We start from the raw sequence: 15,725 nt of genomic DNA on the forward strand, positions 1-15,725 counted from the left end.
GCTCGCTCACGATTGTCCTGCGCCCGCCCGTCGCCCTCACGATGCCCGCCCAGCCCGGCGGGCATCGCTCGTCGTTAGCCGCCGCCCGTCGCGCTTCCCGGCGTCCATCCCGCTCCTCGCGTACACTGGAGACATGGCCGCGCGCCTCGCCGCCGTCACGCCGCGCCGGTTCGCGCTCGCCTGGTTTGCCGGCCTCGCTGCTGCCCTCCTCCTCACCTGGTGGCTCCGCGCCGGCAACTCCGCCAGCGTCGCCTTCGTCTTCGTCTGCGCCGTCGATAACGTCCCCCCGCCCGAGTTCCCGGACGTCCTCTTCACCCTCGCCCTCGAGCCGCTGCCCGTCTACCTTCTCCTCTCCGCTGCCGCCGCCTACCTCGTCTTGTGGCAGCACGTCCGCGCCGCCGGCCGCGGGCGCCTCTTCCCCGCCTGGCGGCTCGCCGCGTTCCTCATCGGCATCGGACTCGTCATCCTCACCGTCTTCGGCCCCCTCGCCGGGTACGACCGGGTCTTCCTCTTCGTCCACATGATCCAGCACTTCATCCTCATCACCATCGCGCCGCCGCTCATCCTCCTGGGTTCGCCGATGACCCTCCTCCTCGTCGCTGCCGGCCCCCGGCGCCGCGAGCGCTGGGTCTACCCCCTCACCCACGCCCGCTGGTTCGAACTCTTCACCAACCCGGTCGTCGGCCTCGTCCTCTTCGCCGCCGTGCCGGTGCTCTGGTACATCACCCCCCTCTTCGAGCGCTCGTTCACGAACGACTGGCTCCACTTCGGCGGCTACGCCCTCTTCCTCTTCGCCGGCATCCACTACTGGTGGCCCGTCATCGGCGGCAATCCCACCCGCTGGAACCTCCCCCACCCGGTCCGCATCTTCTACCTCTTCGCCCTCGTTCCCATCCACGCCTTCCTCGGCTCCCTCTTCTACGAACCCTCCCGCGTCCTCTACGAAGAGCTCGCCGCGCAGCCGCGCCTCTGGGGGCCCGACCCGCTCCTCGACCAGCAGATCGGCGGCGCCATCATGTTCCTCGCCGGGGAAGCCATCGGCCTGGTCGCCGTCATCGCCGCCGCTGCCGCCTGGGCCCGCGCCGACGAACGCGAAGCCAGGCGCGCCGATGCCCGCATGGCCCGCGAAAAGGCCCGCGCCTCCGCTCCTTAGACGCCCCGCCGGTCGCCCCAGAGCAGAATGTGGAGCCGCGTGCTGAAGCGGTACCCCTCCCGCGCGCACGCCTCGGCCAGCCATCGCCCGCGCGCGGTCAGCACCGCCGCCGACGTGCCCTCCGGCATCAGCACCACCCGCTCCGGCGGAATGCCGCCCGCCGCACAGACCGCCCGCACCTCCTCGAGGTCCCCCGGCTCAGCCACCACGAACTTGAACCACGCCCGCCCGCTCGCCGCGAACTCGCGCAGCACGGCGGGCGCAATCCGCCGCAGTCCCTCGTTGCCGGAGTGGGCCAGCTTCGGCGAGACATTGAACTGGTCGATCAGCTCCGCCAGCGGCCCCGGGCCCACGGTCCCGTTCGTCTCGACCTCAAACCGGTACCCCTCGGCCCGCAGCGCCTCGACCAGGGGTACGAGCTGCCGCCGCTGCAGGAGCGGCTCCCCGCCGGTGATGACCACGTTCCGCGGCGGCAGCGCCCGCACCGACGCCGCCGCCTCCTCCTCCGTGATCTCCATCGTCGAAGCGGCCCGGTCGAACCGCTGCCAGTCCCACGTGTACGCCGTATCGCACCAGCGGCAGCGGAGGTTGCAAATCGCCAGCCGCACAAACGTGCTCGGCACGCCCATCGAAACCCCTTCGCCCTGCACGGACGCGAAGATTTCCGGCCCCCCGTCAGCCATCCGCGCAACAATCAGCCGCTCCATCAGCCCGCCTCCAGCGCCGGGTCCCGGGCGCCGGCGGCTGCGAACCCCGCAGCGCGCAGCCGGCACGCGTCGCAGCTCCCGCACGGCCGCTCCCCGCCGAGGTAGCAGCTCCACGTCAGCCCCAGCGGCGCACCCAGCTCCAGCCCGTACCGCACAATCTCCGCCTTCGACATCCGGATGATCGGCGCCGCGATCCGCACCGGCACCCCGTAGGCCGACCCCACCTTGCTCCCCAGCCGGATCACCTCCTCCATCGCCCGGTAGAACTCCGGCCGGCAGTCCGGGTAGCCCGAGTAGTCGATGGCGTTCGCCCCCACGTAAATCACGCCTTCGAGTCCCTTCGGGTCGGCGCCGCCGCCCTCGATCCGGTCGAGCAGCCAGCTCTCGAGCGCAGCCGCCGCCAGCGTCACGAAGAACGTGTTCCGCAGCGGCACATACGTGATCGGCACCTCGGCCGCCATCGCCTCCCCCGGCCGGTCCGCCGGGACCGCGAAGGCGCTGCTGGTGAGGGCCGAGTGCGCCGCCAGCCGGGCATAGAACGCGGCGTCCGCCTCCACCAGCGGGATGCCCAGCGCCTCCGCGACCGCCCGCGCCGCCGCCAGCTCCCGCGCATGCCGCTGCCCGTAGGCGATGCTCAGCGCCCGCACCTCCCCGCCCTCCCGCACCGCATGCGCCGCCACCGTCGTCGAGTCCAGCCCGCCCGAGAGCAGCACCACCCCAAGCCGCGCCCGTTCGTTCGCCATACCCCGAGCCTACCACCGCGGGGAGGGATGAGGGATGAGGGATGAGGGATGAGGGATGAGGGATGAGGGATGAGGGATGAGGGATGAGGGATGAGGGATGAGGGATGAGGGATGAGGGATGAGGGATGAGGGATGAGGGATGAGGGATGAGGGATGAGGGATGAGGGATGAGGGATGAGGGATGAGGGATGAGGGATGAGAAGCTCTCCCAGCTCCCACCTCCCACCTCCCACCTCCCACCTCCCTCCTCCCCCGGCGGGGCCGGGGCGGCGGCACCGGCGGCGGGGCTCCCTCCTCCCTCCTCCCTCCTCCCTATACTTCCCCCGTGGCTGCGGAACCCTCCCATGCCCCGGTCCCGGTGCTCGAAGGCGAAGGCCTCACCCTCCGGCCCTGGGACGCCGACCTCGTCGCCCAGATGGCCCACTGGGGCGAATACGGCTTCCCCTACCACGCCTTCGACCTCGGCCACCTCCGCGACCCCGCCCGCGCCGCGGCCGCGCTCGCCGAGCACACCGCCCCCGGCCGTCACCGCCACTACGTCGCCGTCGAAGCCGGCCGCGCGGTCGGACGCTGCTCCGTCAACCTCGAAGACCCCGCCGGGCTCTACCTCTGGGCCGTCCATGTCCCCCCGGAGCACCAGGGCCGCGGCGTCGCCCGCCGGATGCTCGCGGTCCTCATGCGCGCCCTCGAACAGGAGTTTCCCGGCCGCGACTTCGTCCTCACGTCGAACACCTTCGCCGCGCATGCCCACCGCGCCTATCTCGCCCTCGGCTTCCGCATCGTCGAAACCCGCTGGCAGGTCGACCGCGAAATCGCCGAGCGGCTCTGGCGCGTCACCGACCAGGAGCGCGCCCCCCTCGCCGGCCACATCCGATTCTACGAAGGCCGCTGGCAGGTGCGCGCCTACGTGTTCCGCCGCGCCCGCGGCGCCCCCATGGACCTCCGCGTCGCTCAGGCCGGCGGCGAGAGCGGGCAGCGCCCGCAGCATCCCCTGGCGCAGTAGTCGGCCTGGAGCAGGAGCCCGCCCTGGAGCCGGCCCGCCGACCCGAACGGCCGGCCGTCCCGCCCCCCGAGCCACCGCTCGAGCTGGCGAAGCTTCCCGTACGTCCCCGGCGAGGGGAGCGCTGCCCACGCTTCCAGCGCCGCCTCCTCCGTCCAGGCCCCGGTCCCGAGCGCCGCCGGGATGACCGCGTTCGCCGCCACCTCGACCGCTGTGCCCCGCCCGATGCCCGGCGCCCGGGCGGCCTGCCAGCCCGACCCCGGCGCGAGCATCGCCGGCCAGCCGCCGCCCGATCCCCCCGGCCACCACCGCGCGGCCAGCGCCCCGAGCGCCCCGAGCCGGGCACCGGGCGCTGCCGCCGGGCGCACCCGTCCCCCGCGGACAGCGGCCCGGCCGCCGCGCGGAGGGCCGCCGACATCGCCAGCGTCCGCTCCTCGCCGTCGTATCCCTCCGCCGCTTCGAGCAGCCCGGCGAGCCCGGGCCGCTCCTGCACGGCCCGTGCGAGCGCCCGGTGCGCCGGCCCCAGCAGCGCCTCGGCTGCCAGGGCGAAGAGCGCTGCCCCGGATCCGTGCGCTGCCGCGAGGAGCGCGGCGCGGTTTGCTTTCATCCGCAGCCGCCGGGTCCCCATCCGGGCCAGCGTCCCCTCGACGTCGAGCCCGGCCGCCCGGGCGAATGCGCACGGCGGGACGAACGCCCCCGGCGGCCCCGCCGGCGCCGGCGCGAGGACGAGCAGCGGCACCTGCCGCACGCCCCCATGGGGCGTCGCCCGGAGCGGCAGGTCGTTCTCCGCCACCACGTGGAGGGCGACGCCGGCGTAGGCCGGGTCGCGGTCGTGCCCGTGCGCGAACCACCCCGAATGACGCAGGTGCAGCTCCACGTCACCGCGCAGCAGATCCCCCTCGACCTCCACGATGGCGCCGCGGAAATCCGGCCCGGTCCCGTCGCCGGGCACCCCGGGGAACACGACGCGCGCCGTGCGGCCGTCCGCCAGCCGGTGCGGCCCCGCCGGCCCGCGGCCCCACGCCGCCTGGAGCTCCGCCTCGTCCCGGAAGGGGAGCGTGTCCCGCCCGGGCCGTGTCCCCCGGGCCCGCACCGCCTCACCCCTGCCCATCATCCCCCTCCCCTGCCCTCATCGCCCTTTCCCGAGCCTGAAGCCTGGAGCTTGAAGCTTGACCCAACGGCGCCGTCATCACACTCGCTCCCCGCTCCCCGCTCCCTCCTCCCAGATCCCTCCTCCCAGATCCCTCCTCCCTCGGCGGGGTTGGGACGCGGGGCTGGGGCTCCCCCCTCCCTCCCCTCCAGCTCCCAGCTCCCGGCTCCCGGCTCCCTCCTCCCTCGGCGGGGCCGGGAGGTTGTGCCGGGGCTCCCTCCTCCCACCTCCCAGCCTCCTCGGCCAGCATCCGGAGCAGCGTTGTGCTCGCCCCGCGCGGCCGGTGGAGCCCCGTCTCCCACTCCGAAACCGTCTGCTGGCGCACCCCGAGCCGCCGGGCGAACTCCGCCTGGGTCAGCCCCAGCCGGCGGCGGAGCGCCGAGACCCGTTCCGGCGTCCACCCGGCCGCCCGCTCCGTGCTCCCGCCGGCCTCATAGCGTTCCCGTTCTTCCACGCGGGCAGTGTACACGATTCCGTGTAAACCTCGCACTGAGGGATGAGGGATGAGGGATGAGGGATGAGGGATGAGGGATGAGGGATGAGGGATGAGGGATGAGGGATGAGGGATGAGGGATGAGGGATGAGATGCTCTCCCAGCTCCCACCTCCCTTCTCCCTCCTCCCTTGGCGGGGTGGAGGTGCGGGCTGCGGGGCTCCCTCCTCCCTCCTCCCTCAGGGCGGCGGAGCGGCGCGGACAGGGGCTCCCTCCTCCCTTGGCGGGGTGGAGGTGCGGGCTGCGGGGCTCCCTCGTCCCTCCTCCCTCAGGGCGGCGGAGCGGCGCGGACAGGGCTCCCTCCTCCCTCGGCGGGGCGGTGCGGGGGCCGGGCGGGGCTCCCTCCTCCCTCTTCCCTCCTCCCTCCCCCCTCCTGCTCTACACTCTCCCCGTGCACATCGTCGAAACCGCCGGGCTCACCCGCCGCTTCGGCACCGTCACCGCCCTCGATGCCCTCGACCTCGCCATCCCGCCCGGCATCACGGGCCTCGTCGGCGCCAACGGCGCCGGCAAGTCCACGCTCTTCCGCATCCTCCTCGGCCTCCTCCCGCCGACCAGCGGCACCGCCCGCGTCCTTGGCTACGATGTCGCGACCCGGGGGCCCGAGCTCCGCCAGTTCGTCGGCTACATGCCCGAGCACGACTGCCTGCCTGGCGACGTCTCCGCCACCGAGTTCGTCGCCCACATGGCCCGCATCTCCGGCCTCCCCGGCGACGCCGCCCGCGAGCGCACCGCCGAGACCCTCCGCCACGTCGGCCTCTTCGAAGAGCGGTACCGCGAGATCCGCAGCTACTCCACCGGCATGAAGCAGCGCGTCAAGCTCGCCCAGGCGCTCGTCCACGACCCCCGCCTCCTCTTCCTCGATGAGCCGACCAACGGCCTCGACCCCGCCGGCCGCGACGACATGCTCGACCTCGTCCGCCGCACCGGCCGCGAGTTCGGCATCTCCATCGTCATGGCGACCCACCTCCTCGGCGAAATCGAACGCGTCTGCGACCAGGTCGTCGTCATCGATGGCGGCCGCCTCCTCCGCCAGGGGCCGCTCGCCGATTTCACCGCCGCCACCGGCACCCTCCTCGTCGAGGTCGAGGGCGACGACGACGCCCTCGTCGCCGTCCTCCGCGGGCGCGGCCTCCGCGTCGAACGGGACGGGCGGTACCTCCTCCTCCCCGTCGCCGGCGAGCACGTCCTCGATGCCGTCCGCGACGCCGCCGCCGGGCTCGACTGCGGTATAGTCCGCCTCGAACGCCGCCGCCAGGCGCTCGAAGATCTCTTCCGCCCGGAACTGGAGGCCGCCGATGCCGCCCGCTGACCCCCGCGCCGGCGCCATCTACGACCTCGGCTACCGCACCTACGAGGGCCCCCGCCTCGGCCGCCCGGCCGCTATCCTCGCCCTCTATACCTTCACCCTCCGCGCTTGCTTCGGCATCGGCCGCCGCACGAGCGGGAAGATCGTCCCCTTCACCGTCACCGCCTTCGCCTTCATTCCCGCGCTCATCCAGCTCGGCGTCGCGGCCCTCCTCGGCAGCCGCATCGAGGTGATCGCCCCCTGGAACTACCTCGGCTACAGCCAGGTCCCCGTGGCCCTGTTCTGCGCCGGCGTCGCCCCCGAAGTGTTCGGCCGCGACCTCCGCTACCGCACCCTCGCCCTTTACTTCTCCCGCCCCCTCCTCCGCGCCGACTACGCCCTCGCCAAAGCCGCCGCCTTCATCACCGCCCTCGCCGTCCTCACCCTCGGCCCGCTCCTTCTCCTGGTCATCGGCAACGGCCTCGCCAGCGACGACCTCCCCGGCTACGTATCCGACCACTGGGGCGAACTCCCCCGGTCACTCGCCGCAGGGCTCGCCATCGCCGCCGTCGCCGGGCTCGGTTCCCTCGCCATCGCCGCCTGGGCCGGCCGCCGGGCCTACGCCACCGTCGGCATCGCCGCCTGGTTCCTGGTCACCCTTCCCCTGGCGAACATCCTCGTCGAGATCGGCGGCCAGGCCGGCCGCTACGCCGCCTGGTTCAGCCCCTTCGACCTCCTCTACGGCGTCGCCCTCGCCGTCTTCGCCCGCGACCCCGGCCCCGATGCGATCCAGGCCCGCGCCGGCCTCCCCATCGCCACCTATCCCCTCCTCGCCGCCGTCCACGCAGCGGCGGCGGCCGCCCTCCTCCTCCGGCGCTTCCAGCGGGTGCAGGCATGACCGCCGCCACCGTCCCCGCCATCGAACTCCGCGGCGTCTCCCGCTGGTACGGGAACGTCGTCGCCGTCAACGACGTTTCCTTCGAGGTCGGCCCCGGCATCACCGGCCTCCTCGGCCCCAACGGCGCCGGCAAGTCCACCCTCCTCCACATGATGGCCGGCTTACTCCGCCCTTCAGCCGGCGAGGTCCGCATCCTCGGCGAACCCGCCTGGCGGAACCCCGCCATCTACCGCCGCGTCGGTCTCGTCCCCGAGCGCGAAGCCGTCTACGGCTTCCTCACCGGCCGCGAACTGGTCGAACTCGCTGCCCGCCTCCACGGCCTCCCCGACCCCGCGGCCGCCGCCGCCCGCGCCATCGACCTCGTCGAGATGGGCCCCCACGCCGCCCGGCAGGCCGGCGGCTACTCCAAGGGGATGAAGCAGCGGATCAAGATCGCCGCTGCCCTCGTCCACGACCCGCAGGTCCTCGTTCTCGACGAGCCGTTCAACGGCGCCGACCCCCGCCAGCGCCTCCACCTCATGGACCTCTTCCGCCGGATGGCCGCCGAGGGCCGGACCATCCTCTACTCCTCTCACATCCTCGAAGAAGTCGAGCGGCTCGCCGATACCGTCCTCGTCATCGTCGCCGGCCGCCTCGCCGCCTCGGGCGACTTCCGCCGCATCCGCGCCCTCATGACCGACCGCCCCCATACCTTCACCGTCCGCTCCAGCGACGACCGCGCCCTCGCCGCCCGTCTCCTCGCCGAGCCCGCCATCCGCGGCATCGCCTTCGAAGACGGCCGCCTCGAAGTCCGCTCCGCCGAACTGCTCGCCGCCGCACGGGCCCTCCCCCGCGCCGCCCGCGAAGCCGGCGTCACCCTCTTCGAAGTCCGCCCCACCGACGAATCGCTCGAAACCGTCTTCAGCTACCTGGTGCACCGGTGAACCCCGACATCGCCCGCCTGACCGTCCGCCAGCTCCTCGGCCAGCGCCGCACCGTCGCCGTCGCCCTCCTCGCCCTCGTCCCCGTCGCCATCGCCCTCCTCTTCCGGTTCGCCGCCCCGGAAGACGCCGACCCTGAACGGTTCACCGCCCGCGGACTCCTCGGCGGCATCGTCACGACCACCATCCTCCCCCTCGTCACCCTCGTCTTCGCCACCGGCGCCTTCGGCCAGGACGCCGAAGACGGCACCCTCATCTACCTCCTCGCCACCCCGGTCCCCCGCCGTGCCATCGTCCTGGCCCGCCTCGTGGTCGCCTGGCTCGCCGCCGCCGCCCTCCTCCTCCCCTCCGCCGCCCTTGCCGGAGCCCTCGCCCTCCAGGGCGGCGACCCCGGCATCGTCCTCGGTTTCGCCGTCGCCGTCGTCGCCGGCGCCTTCGTCTACACTGCCGCCTTCACCTGGCTCAGCATCGCCACCGGCCGCGCCCTCGTGGCCGGCCTCCTCTACGTCTTCCTCTGGGAGGGCGCCCTCTCCGGGCTCTTCGGCGGTATCCGCTTCCTCTCCATCCGCCAGTATACCGCCGGCATCGCCGGCGCCTTCTTCGACCTCCCGCCCGCCGTCTACCAGCCCCGCCTCGAACCCCTCCCCGCCATCCTCCTTGGTGCCGCCGTCGCCGCCGGCATGCTCCTCCTCGCCGTCCGCCGCCTCGAGCGCTGGGAGGTCGGCGAACCCTCCTGACCTGCCCCGCTAACCGGGCGTTCAACGTCTGTTCAACGTCCCTTTACCTCGCCGGGAAACGATGGCCCGTGGCCCGCACGGCACACCATCCCACGCAGCGAGGTAGCATCCCATGACCCTGGACCACGACCCGTCCGACCTCCTTCCCCTCGTCGACGACTACCGGTCCAACCAGTGCTTCGTCCATCCGCAGACCTGCCGCTGGAGCTGCGGCAACCAGTGCGCCCATCCCGCGCCCAACGAAAGCAGGAACGACTACTTCGGCGACGTCGCCCGGCGTTACATCTCCCGCCGCCGCCTCCTCGGTTTCGGCGCCCTCGCCGCCGGCATGCTCGTCGTCGGCCGCCAGGGCGTCTTCGGCGCCGAAACCGCCCGCGCCCAGTCCGGCGGCAGCAGCTCCGGCCTCACCTTCACCCCCGTCCGGCTCGACGACACCGACCGGATCATCGTGCCGCCGGGCTACAAGAGCGAAATCCTCATCCGCTGGGGAGACCCCCTCTTCCTTGAGCCCGCCACCGGCTTCGATATCGACGCCCAGACCGCCGAAAAGCAGGCCCGCCAGTTCGGCTACAACTGCGACTACCTCGGCTTCATCCCCCTCGCCCCGAACCGCGCCCTCCTCATCGCCAACCACGAGTACACCAACCCCGAGCTGATGTTCCGCGGGTACGACGACAAGAACCCGACAAAAGAGCAGGTCGACGTCGAGCTCCAGGCCCACGGCGTCAGCGTTGTCCACATCGAGCGGCACCCCACCCGCGGCTGGCGGTACACCCTCGGTGCCTGGCACAACCGCCGCATTACCGGCACCACCCCCATGCGCTTCACCGGCCCCGCCGCCGGCCACCCCTGGATGCGCACCAGCGAAGACCCCTCCGGCTACACCGTCCTCGGCACCCTCAACAACTGCGCCGCAGGCATCACCCCCTGGGGCACCGTGATGACCTGCGAAGAGAACTTCCACCAGTACTTCGCGAACAACGACAAGGTCGCCGACAAGGAGAAGCAGGCCGTCCACAAGCGGTACGGCTTCCCCGGCGGCGCCAGCGAGCGGAAGTGGGAGCGCTACCACAAGCGGTTCGACCTCGCCCAGGAGCCGAACGAAGGCTTCCGCTTCGGCTGGGTCGTCGAGTTCGACCCCCTCGACCCCGGCTCCCTGCCCCGCAAGCACACCGCCCTCGGCCGCTTCAAGCACGAAGCCACCTCCACCGTCATCGCCAAAGACGGCCGCGCCGTCGTCTACATGGGCGATGACGAGCGCTTCGAGTACGTCTACCGCTTCGTCAGCGACGGCCGCTACGATCCGAACAACCGCGAGGCCAACATGCGCCTCATGGAGAGCGGCACCCTCTTCGTCGCGAAGTTCAACGACGACGGCACCGGCCGCTGGCTCCCCCTCGTCGCTGGCCAGGGTCCCCTCACCGCCGCCAACGGCTTCCCCACCCAGGCCGAAGTCTGCATCAACACCCGCCGCGCCGCCGACCTCGTCGGCGCCACCAGGATGGACCGCCCCGAGGACATCGAAGTCCATCCCCAGAGCGGCGTCGTCTATGCCGTCATGACCAACAACTCCCAGCGCGGCACCAGCGGCAAGCCCGGCGTCGATGCCGCTAACCCCCGCCCCCAAAACCGCCACGGCCACATCATCGAAATCATCCCCGACGGCGACCACGCCGCCGCCACCTTCCGCTGGCGGTTCCTCATGATCTGCGGCGACCCCGCCAAGGATAAGGGCACCTACTTCGCCGGCTTCGACCAGTCCCTCGTCAGCCCCATCTCCAGCCCCGACAACATCACCTTCGACCGCCGCGGCAACCTCTGGATCTCCACCGACGGGCAGACCAGCTCCTTCAAGAAGAACGACGGCGTCTACGCCGTCCCCGTCAGCGGCCCCGAGCGCGGCTACAACCGCCAGTTCCTCTCCGCCGTCCCCGGCGCCGAATGCGCCAGCCTCATCTTCTCCGATAACGACGACACCCTCTTCGTCTCCATCCAGCACCCCGCCGAAGGCACCACCCTCGAGAACGCCTCCAGCCGCTTCCCCGACGGCAAGGAGCCTCGGCCGGCGGTCATCTTCATCCGCAAGGAGGACGGCGGCACCATCGGCTCCTGAGCCAGCCGCCGGAACGGGACACCGCGGGGGCGCCCACCCGGGCGCCCCCGTTCCCGTCCTGCCTATCCAAAACCGTCATCGTGCAAAAAATCGGCGGCCTCACGCCGCGCCCCTTGCCTGTTGCCCCCCATGCTGGGCGCGAATCGCCCCGGCGCACATAAACCCCGCCCCGCGTAAATCCTTCCTCCAGCCTCCCGCAGCTTCGACATAAGAGCGTTGAACGGCCGGCCGCCCCCGGCGTACTCTTCGGCCCTGCCCACCCGGCAAACCCCGGGGGAACGGCCCCGGTGCCGCCCAGTCCATCACCCAACCCCCTCGCGAATCGCCCGCCCCGCGGCGGGAGGAAGGAGTGTGTGTGCCGTTGGAACCCGCCAGTGCGAGCAGCGAACCCCGCCACCTCGCCCGCTCGTGGCGCGCCGTCCTCGGCTGCCTCGAGGTCCAGCTCAACCCGCACACCTTCGCCACCTGGCTCAAGGGCGCCCGCCCCCGCTCCTTCGACGGCGCCACCCTCGCCATCGAAACCCCCAACGACATCGCCCGCGACTGGCTCGATACCCGCCTCCGGCCCGTCATCGAACGCGCCGTTGCCCAGGTCTTCGGCGACGTCGCCGTCACCATCGTCGGCCCCGGCATCGACCCCGCAGCCGCCCGCCCCGCCGGCGAAATCCTCGGCACCGTCAACTGCCGCTACACCTTCGACGAATACCAGCCCTCCGAGGGCAACCTCCTCGCCCTCCACGCCATCCGCGACCTCGCCGAAGCCGTCCCCGGCGCCCCCTCGCCCGTCGTCCTCTACGGCCCACCCGGCCTTGGCAAAACCCATCTCCTCCACGCCGCCGCCTGCCTCGCCAGCCGCCTCGGGCGTCGCGTCGCCTGCTTCGATGCCGCAGCCTTCACCGCCCGCTTCGTCGAAGGCGTCCGCACCAGCCGCCAGGGCGACTTCCACGCCGCCATCCGCGAAGTCGACCTCCTCCTCCTCGACGACCTCCAGCAGCTCGCCGGCCGCCGCGCCACCCAGGAAGAGTTTGCCTCCGCCCTCGATGCCGTCATGCACCGCGGCGGCCACGTCGCCGTCGCCTCCGAGCGCCACCCCTTCGACCTCGACCTCCTCGACCGCCTCTCCTCCCGCCTCGCCCAGGGCATCGTCACCCGCGTCGAACCGTTCGACGACGACGCCCGCCGCGCCTTCATCGAACGCGTCGCCCGCCGCCACCGCATCGCCCTCCCCGCCTGGGCCGTCCAGCGCCTCGCCAGCTGCCGCGCCCCCTCCGTCCGCCTCCTCCTCGGCGCCGTCAACCAGGCCATCGCCCTCCAGCGCGTCGGCCGGCTCGACCTCGCCCGCCTCGATGCCGAAATCGCCCGCGTCGCCATCGCCGAAGCCGCCGGCGCCGAGCCGACCGCCGAGCTCCTCGAACGGGTCGCCCGCTACTTCGGCGTCGAAACCGGCGACCTGGCCGGCCGCGCCCGCGGTGCCCGCGTCGGCGAAGCCCGCGCCGTCGCCGCTGCCCTCCTCCAGGAGCACGGCCTCAGCCTCACCCAGGTCGGCGCCCTCCTCGGCGGCCGCGATAAGAGCACCGTCAGCGCACTCTCCCGGAAGGGCCTCGCCCTCCTCGAGGAGCACCCCGCCCTCCGCCAGCGCGCCATCGCCTGAACCACCCGGTGATCAGCTCCGCCGGGCCGTTCGTAGAATCCCGATGTGCAGGCGCTCGCCGATGACATCGCAGCCATCCGCGCCGTAGCCCGCGGCGATGACGCTGCCCTCGCCCGTCTCTACGACCGCTACAGCCGGCCCTGCTACAGCTTCGCCCTCCGCATGCTCGGCTCCGAACCCGACGCCGAAGAAATCGTCCAGGAGACCTTTCTCCGCGCCTGGCGCAGCGCCGCCAGCTACGACCCGTCCCGCGCCAGCGTCTCCAGCTGGCTCCTCGCCATCACCCGCAACCTCTGCATCGATGAACTCCGCCGGAGGCGGCGCAACGTCGCATCGGCCCCCATCGACGACGCCGCACCCCTCCCTGGCGCCGACCGCACCGACCTCGCCGCCGAGCAGGCGGTCGACGCCGCCGCCGTCCGCGCTGCCCTCGCCAGCCTCCCCGGCGAGCAGCGCAGCGCCATCGAACTCGTCTACTACTATGGACTCACCAGCAACGAGGTCGGCCGCCTCCTCGGCGTTCCCCCTCCCACCATCCGCAGTCGTCTCCGGCTCGGCCTTCTCAAACTCGCCGGCATCCTCCGCCCAGGAGACCCCAGCCGATGACCCAGCAGCCCGGCCACCCCGCTGAATACCTCCCCGAACTCGCCCTCGGCGTCCTCCCGGAGTCCGAGGCCGAGGCCATCCGCCGCCACCTTGCCGGCTGCCAGCCCTGCGCCGAGGAGTACGGCGAACTCGTCCGTGTCGCCGCCCTCCTCCCGCTCGCAGCCGATGCGCCCGGGCCCTCACCGGAGACCCGCGCCGCCGTGCTCGCCGCGGTCCGTCGCAGGCCATCCCGCGCTGCCCGGCCCCGGCTGCTGCCCGCCTCGCCCTGGGCGGCTCGCATCGCAGCTGCCGTTCTCCTGCTCGCCGTCGGCGGCGGGCTCGGCTGGCTCGTCGGCCGCGGCGGCCAGGAAGAACAGCCCTCCGCCGCGCTCGCCGCCCGCGATGCCCTCCTCGCCGACGCCGCCCGCGGCGAGACGCTCCGCGCCGCCGCCACCAGCAGCTCCGGCATCCAGGCCAGCGTCCTCCTTGCACCCCGCTCCGGCCTCGCCGTCGCCGTCCTCGATGGCCTCCCCCAACCGCCGCCAGGCCGCACCTACCAGGCCTGGCTCATCGCCGGAGACACCCCGCAATCCGCCGGCCTCTTCGCCTCCGGCGGGCCGCTCGTCCTCGCGCCAGGGGGCGACCTCCGCCGTTTCGCCGCCTTTGCCGTCACCCTCGAAGCCGAGGGCGGCGCCCCCGCCCCCACCTCCGAGCCCCTGGTTGTTGTCCCCTTCGCCCTCGCGGCCCGCCGCTGAGCCCGCTCAGAAGTCCAGCACCACCCGCCGGAACCGCTCCACATACCGCCCTTCGCCGGTCCGCCACCGCTCCTGCGCAAACCGCGCCAGCGCCTCCGTCTCCCCGAACTGCGAACCATGCGCGGCCAGCGCCCACACCTTCCGCTCCAGCTGCGCTCCGATCTCTACCTCGAAGTTCGGCTGGTTCGTATTCCAGAGCAGCACCTCCCGCACCCGCCACGGCTCCAGCCCCTCGGCAACCTGCTCCGGGAAGTTCAGGTGGTCCCGCGCCGCCGGGTAGACCGCATCCAGCGCCGCTGCCCCCGTCGCCCGGTGGTCCGCATGGTTGATGAACCGGTCGCGAATGATGAAATCCGTCGGGTCGTGCGTCAGCACCAGCAGCGGCCGGGTCTCCCGGATCGCCCGCACCAGCGCGCCCACCAGCTCCCGCGAATACGCCAGCTCCCCATCCTCGTACCCCAGCATCCGCGGCGGCTCCGTCCCCAGCCGCCGGCACGCCTCGGCCTGCTCCTCCCGCCGCAGCGCAATCAGCCGCTCCCGCGGCATCGCGCGGTCTGCCGTTCCCTTCGCCCCGTTCGTCGTCACCACCCAGTGCACCGTCCACCCCGCCTCCACCAGCTGGAGCACATACCCGCCGCACCCCAGCTCCCCGTCATCCGGGTGCGCCGCAATCACCAGCGCTGTCGGCATCGCATCCCTCCACCGGGCATCCGCTGAACGGCCCCCTCCGATCGTCGCAGCTCATCCCGCCCCGCGCGAACCGCCGGGCCGCTCCCGCCTCGTGTTCCGAACACGATTGACGATAAACCCTGCACTTTGTTACCGTTCCCGCGAACATCCGTTCGGACGGCCGCCCATGAACACCCTCTCACCCCGCCAGCAGCAGATCCTCGACTTCCTCCGCGCCTTCATCGAGGAGCACGATTACCCGCCCTCCATCCGCGACATCCAGGAGGGCTGCGGCATCTCCAGCACCTCCGTCGTCGACTACAACCTCCGCAAGCTCGAAGAAAAAGGCTACATCCGCCGCGACCGCGAAATCTCCCGCGGCATCGAACTCCTCGGCGCCCGCGGCCGGCGCCCCCGCATCGTCGAGGTCCCCCTCCTCGGCACCATCGCCGCCGGCCAGCCCATCCCCGTCCCAACCTCCGACCGCTGGGCCGCCGACGCCGAAGAGATCCTCGCCGTCACCGAAGATATGGTCCGCGGCCGCACCAACGTCTTCGCCCTCCGCGTCCGCGGCACATCCATGATCGAAGACCTCATCGACGACGGCGATATCGTCTTCCTCGAACCCGTCCGCACCGCCGACGACGGCGACCGCGTCGCCGTCTGGCTCAAGGACCGCGGCGAAGTCACCCTCAAGCGCATCTACCGCGAAAACGGCCGCATCCGCCTTCAGCCCGCCAACAGCACCATGGAGCCCATCTACACCACCCCCGAGAACGTCGAAATCCAGGGCCGCTTCATCTCCTCCTTCCGGCCGAGCGATTAGACTGTCCCCAACTATCACCCGCCGGGGGACCCTCGGCT

At 72.4% G+C, this 15,725-nt stretch carries 16 protein-coding genes and 1 pseudogene; 11 read left to right on the forward strand and 6 right to left on the reverse strand.

Going from position 1 to position 15,725, the window contains the following annotated elements:
* Nucleotides 1–133 precede the first annotated feature (133 nt).
* On the forward strand, nt 134–1,153 hold the full coding sequence (locus A9A59_RS04415; protein ID WP_098503125.1) for a cytochrome c oxidase assembly protein: 1,020 nt from the start codon (nt 134–136) through the stop codon (nt 1,151–1,153).
* On the opposite strand, the gene A9A59_RS04420 is transcribed toward A9A59_RS04415, so the two are convergent.
* Together A9A59_RS04420 and queC are read right to left on the reverse strand one after the other, a co-directional pair.
* Nucleotides 1,150–1,860 carry a 7-carboxy-7-deazaguanine synthase QueE gene (locus tag A9A59_RS04420; protein ID WP_098503126.1) on the reverse strand — a complete coding sequence of 237 codons (711 nt, stop codon included), beginning with the start codon at nt 1,858–1,860 and terminating at the stop codon, nt 1,150–1,152. The genes A9A59_RS04415 and A9A59_RS04420 overlap by 4 nt on opposite strands.
* Complete coding sequence (gene queC / locus A9A59_RS04425; protein ID WP_098503127.1) at nt 1,860–2,603, reverse strand: 7-cyano-7-deazaguanine synthase QueC; 744 nt, start codon at nt 2,601–2,603, stop codon at nt 1,860–1,862. The genes A9A59_RS04420 and queC overlap by 1 nt, the downstream gene beginning before the upstream one ends.
* A 325-nt stretch (nt 2,604–2,928) precedes the next feature.
* Between queC and A9A59_RS04435 the strand changes: the two genes are divergently transcribed.
* On the forward strand, nt 2,929–3,606 hold the full coding sequence (locus A9A59_RS04435; protein WP_098503129.1) for a GNAT family N-acetyltransferase: 678 nt from the start codon (nt 2,929–2,931) through the stop codon (nt 3,604–3,606).
* Here A9A59_RS04435 and A9A59_RS13995 read toward each other — a convergent pair.
* From A9A59_RS13995 to A9A59_RS14440, 3 genes and pseudogenes are all read right to left on the reverse strand, one after another.
* On the reverse strand, nt 3,555–3,971 hold the full coding sequence (locus A9A59_RS13995) for a hypothetical protein (RefSeq protein ID WP_165772379.1): 417 nt from the start codon (nt 3,969–3,971) through the stop codon (nt 3,555–3,557). The two genes, A9A59_RS04435 and A9A59_RS13995, sit on opposite strands and share 52 nt — an antisense overlap.
* A 398-nt stretch (nt 3,972–4,369) precedes the next feature.
* Nucleotides 4,370–4,717 (reverse strand): annotated as a pseudogene (locus A9A59_RS14435) (DUF2851 family protein); the annotation flags it as partial.
* A complete protein-coding gene (locus tag A9A59_RS14440; protein ID WP_106427061.1) occupies nt 4,701–5,357 on the reverse strand; it encodes a helix-turn-helix domain-containing protein in 657 nt (218 codons plus the stop codon). The gene A9A59_RS14440 and the pseudogene A9A59_RS14435, both read right to left, overlap by 17 nt.
* Nucleotides 5,358–5,636: 279 nt before the next feature.
* Between A9A59_RS14440 and A9A59_RS04450 the strand changes: the two genes are divergently transcribed.
* The 8 genes from A9A59_RS04450 (at nt 5,637) to A9A59_RS04485 (ending at nt 14,192) form a co-directional block, all read left to right on the forward strand.
* Entirely contained in the window at nt 5,637–6,557 is a 921-nt protein-coding gene (locus tag A9A59_RS04450; RefSeq protein WP_278286789.1) for an ABC transporter ATP-binding protein, read from the forward strand.
* Nucleotides 6,544–7,431, forward strand: coding sequence for a hypothetical protein (locus A9A59_RS04455; protein WP_098503133.1), 888 nt, complete (start codon nt 6,544–6,546; stop codon nt 7,429–7,431). The genes A9A59_RS04450 and A9A59_RS04455 overlap by 14 nt, the downstream gene beginning before the upstream one ends.
* The gene (locus A9A59_RS04460; RefSeq protein ID WP_098503134.1) at nt 7,428–8,354 is read left to right on the forward strand and encodes an ABC transporter ATP-binding protein; all 927 of its coding nucleotides are present in this window, start codon (nt 7,428–7,430) and stop codon (nt 8,352–8,354) included. Before A9A59_RS04455 ends, A9A59_RS04460 begins: the two co-directional genes overlap by 4 nt.
* Nucleotides 8,351–9,088, forward strand: a complete 738-nt coding sequence (locus tag A9A59_RS04465) for an ABC transporter permease (protein WP_165772495.1) — start codon at nt 8,351–8,353, stop codon at nt 9,086–9,088. Before A9A59_RS04460 ends, A9A59_RS04465 begins: the two co-directional genes overlap by 4 nt.
* A 112-nt stretch (nt 9,089–9,200) precedes the next feature.
* Entirely contained in the window at nt 9,201–11,201 is a 2,001-nt protein-coding gene (locus A9A59_RS04470) for a PhoX family protein (protein ID WP_278286790.1), read from the forward strand.
* 355 nt (nt 11,202–11,556) lie between these two features.
* Complete coding sequence (locus A9A59_RS04475; protein WP_133117507.1) at nt 11,557–12,852, forward strand: DnaA ATPase domain-containing protein; 1,296 nt, start codon at nt 11,557–11,559, stop codon at nt 12,850–12,852.
* 45 nt (nt 12,853–12,897) lie between these two features.
* The gene (locus tag A9A59_RS04480; RefSeq protein WP_098503136.1) at nt 12,898–13,458 is read left to right on the forward strand and encodes an RNA polymerase sigma factor; all 561 of its coding nucleotides are present in this window, start codon (nt 12,898–12,900) and stop codon (nt 13,456–13,458) included.
* On the forward strand, nt 13,455–14,192 hold the full coding sequence (locus A9A59_RS04485; protein ID WP_098503137.1) for an anti-sigma factor: 738 nt from the start codon (nt 13,455–13,457) through the stop codon (nt 14,190–14,192). The genes A9A59_RS04480 and A9A59_RS04485 overlap by 4 nt, the downstream gene beginning before the upstream one ends.
* Nucleotides 14,193–14,198: 6 nt before the next feature.
* On the opposite strand, the gene A9A59_RS04490 is transcribed toward A9A59_RS04485, so the two are convergent.
* Complete coding sequence (locus tag A9A59_RS04490; RefSeq protein WP_098503138.1) at nt 14,199–14,882, reverse strand: PIG-L deacetylase family protein; 684 nt, start codon at nt 14,880–14,882, stop codon at nt 14,199–14,201.
* A 166-nt stretch (nt 14,883–15,048) separates the two neighbouring features.
* On the opposite strand from A9A59_RS04490, the gene lexA reads away from it, so the two are divergent.
* Nucleotides 15,049–15,687, forward strand: a complete 639-nt coding sequence (gene lexA / locus A9A59_RS04495) for a transcriptional repressor LexA (RefSeq protein ID WP_098503139.1) — start codon at nt 15,049–15,051, stop codon at nt 15,685–15,687.
* Nucleotides 15,688–15,725 lie beyond the last annotated feature (38 nt).

Origin of the sequence: Tepidiforma thermophila, assembly GCF_002563855.1 — a bacterium.
Lineage (GTDB): Bacteria > Chloroflexota > Dehalococcoidia > Tepidiformales > Tepidiformaceae > Tepidiforma > Tepidiforma thermophila.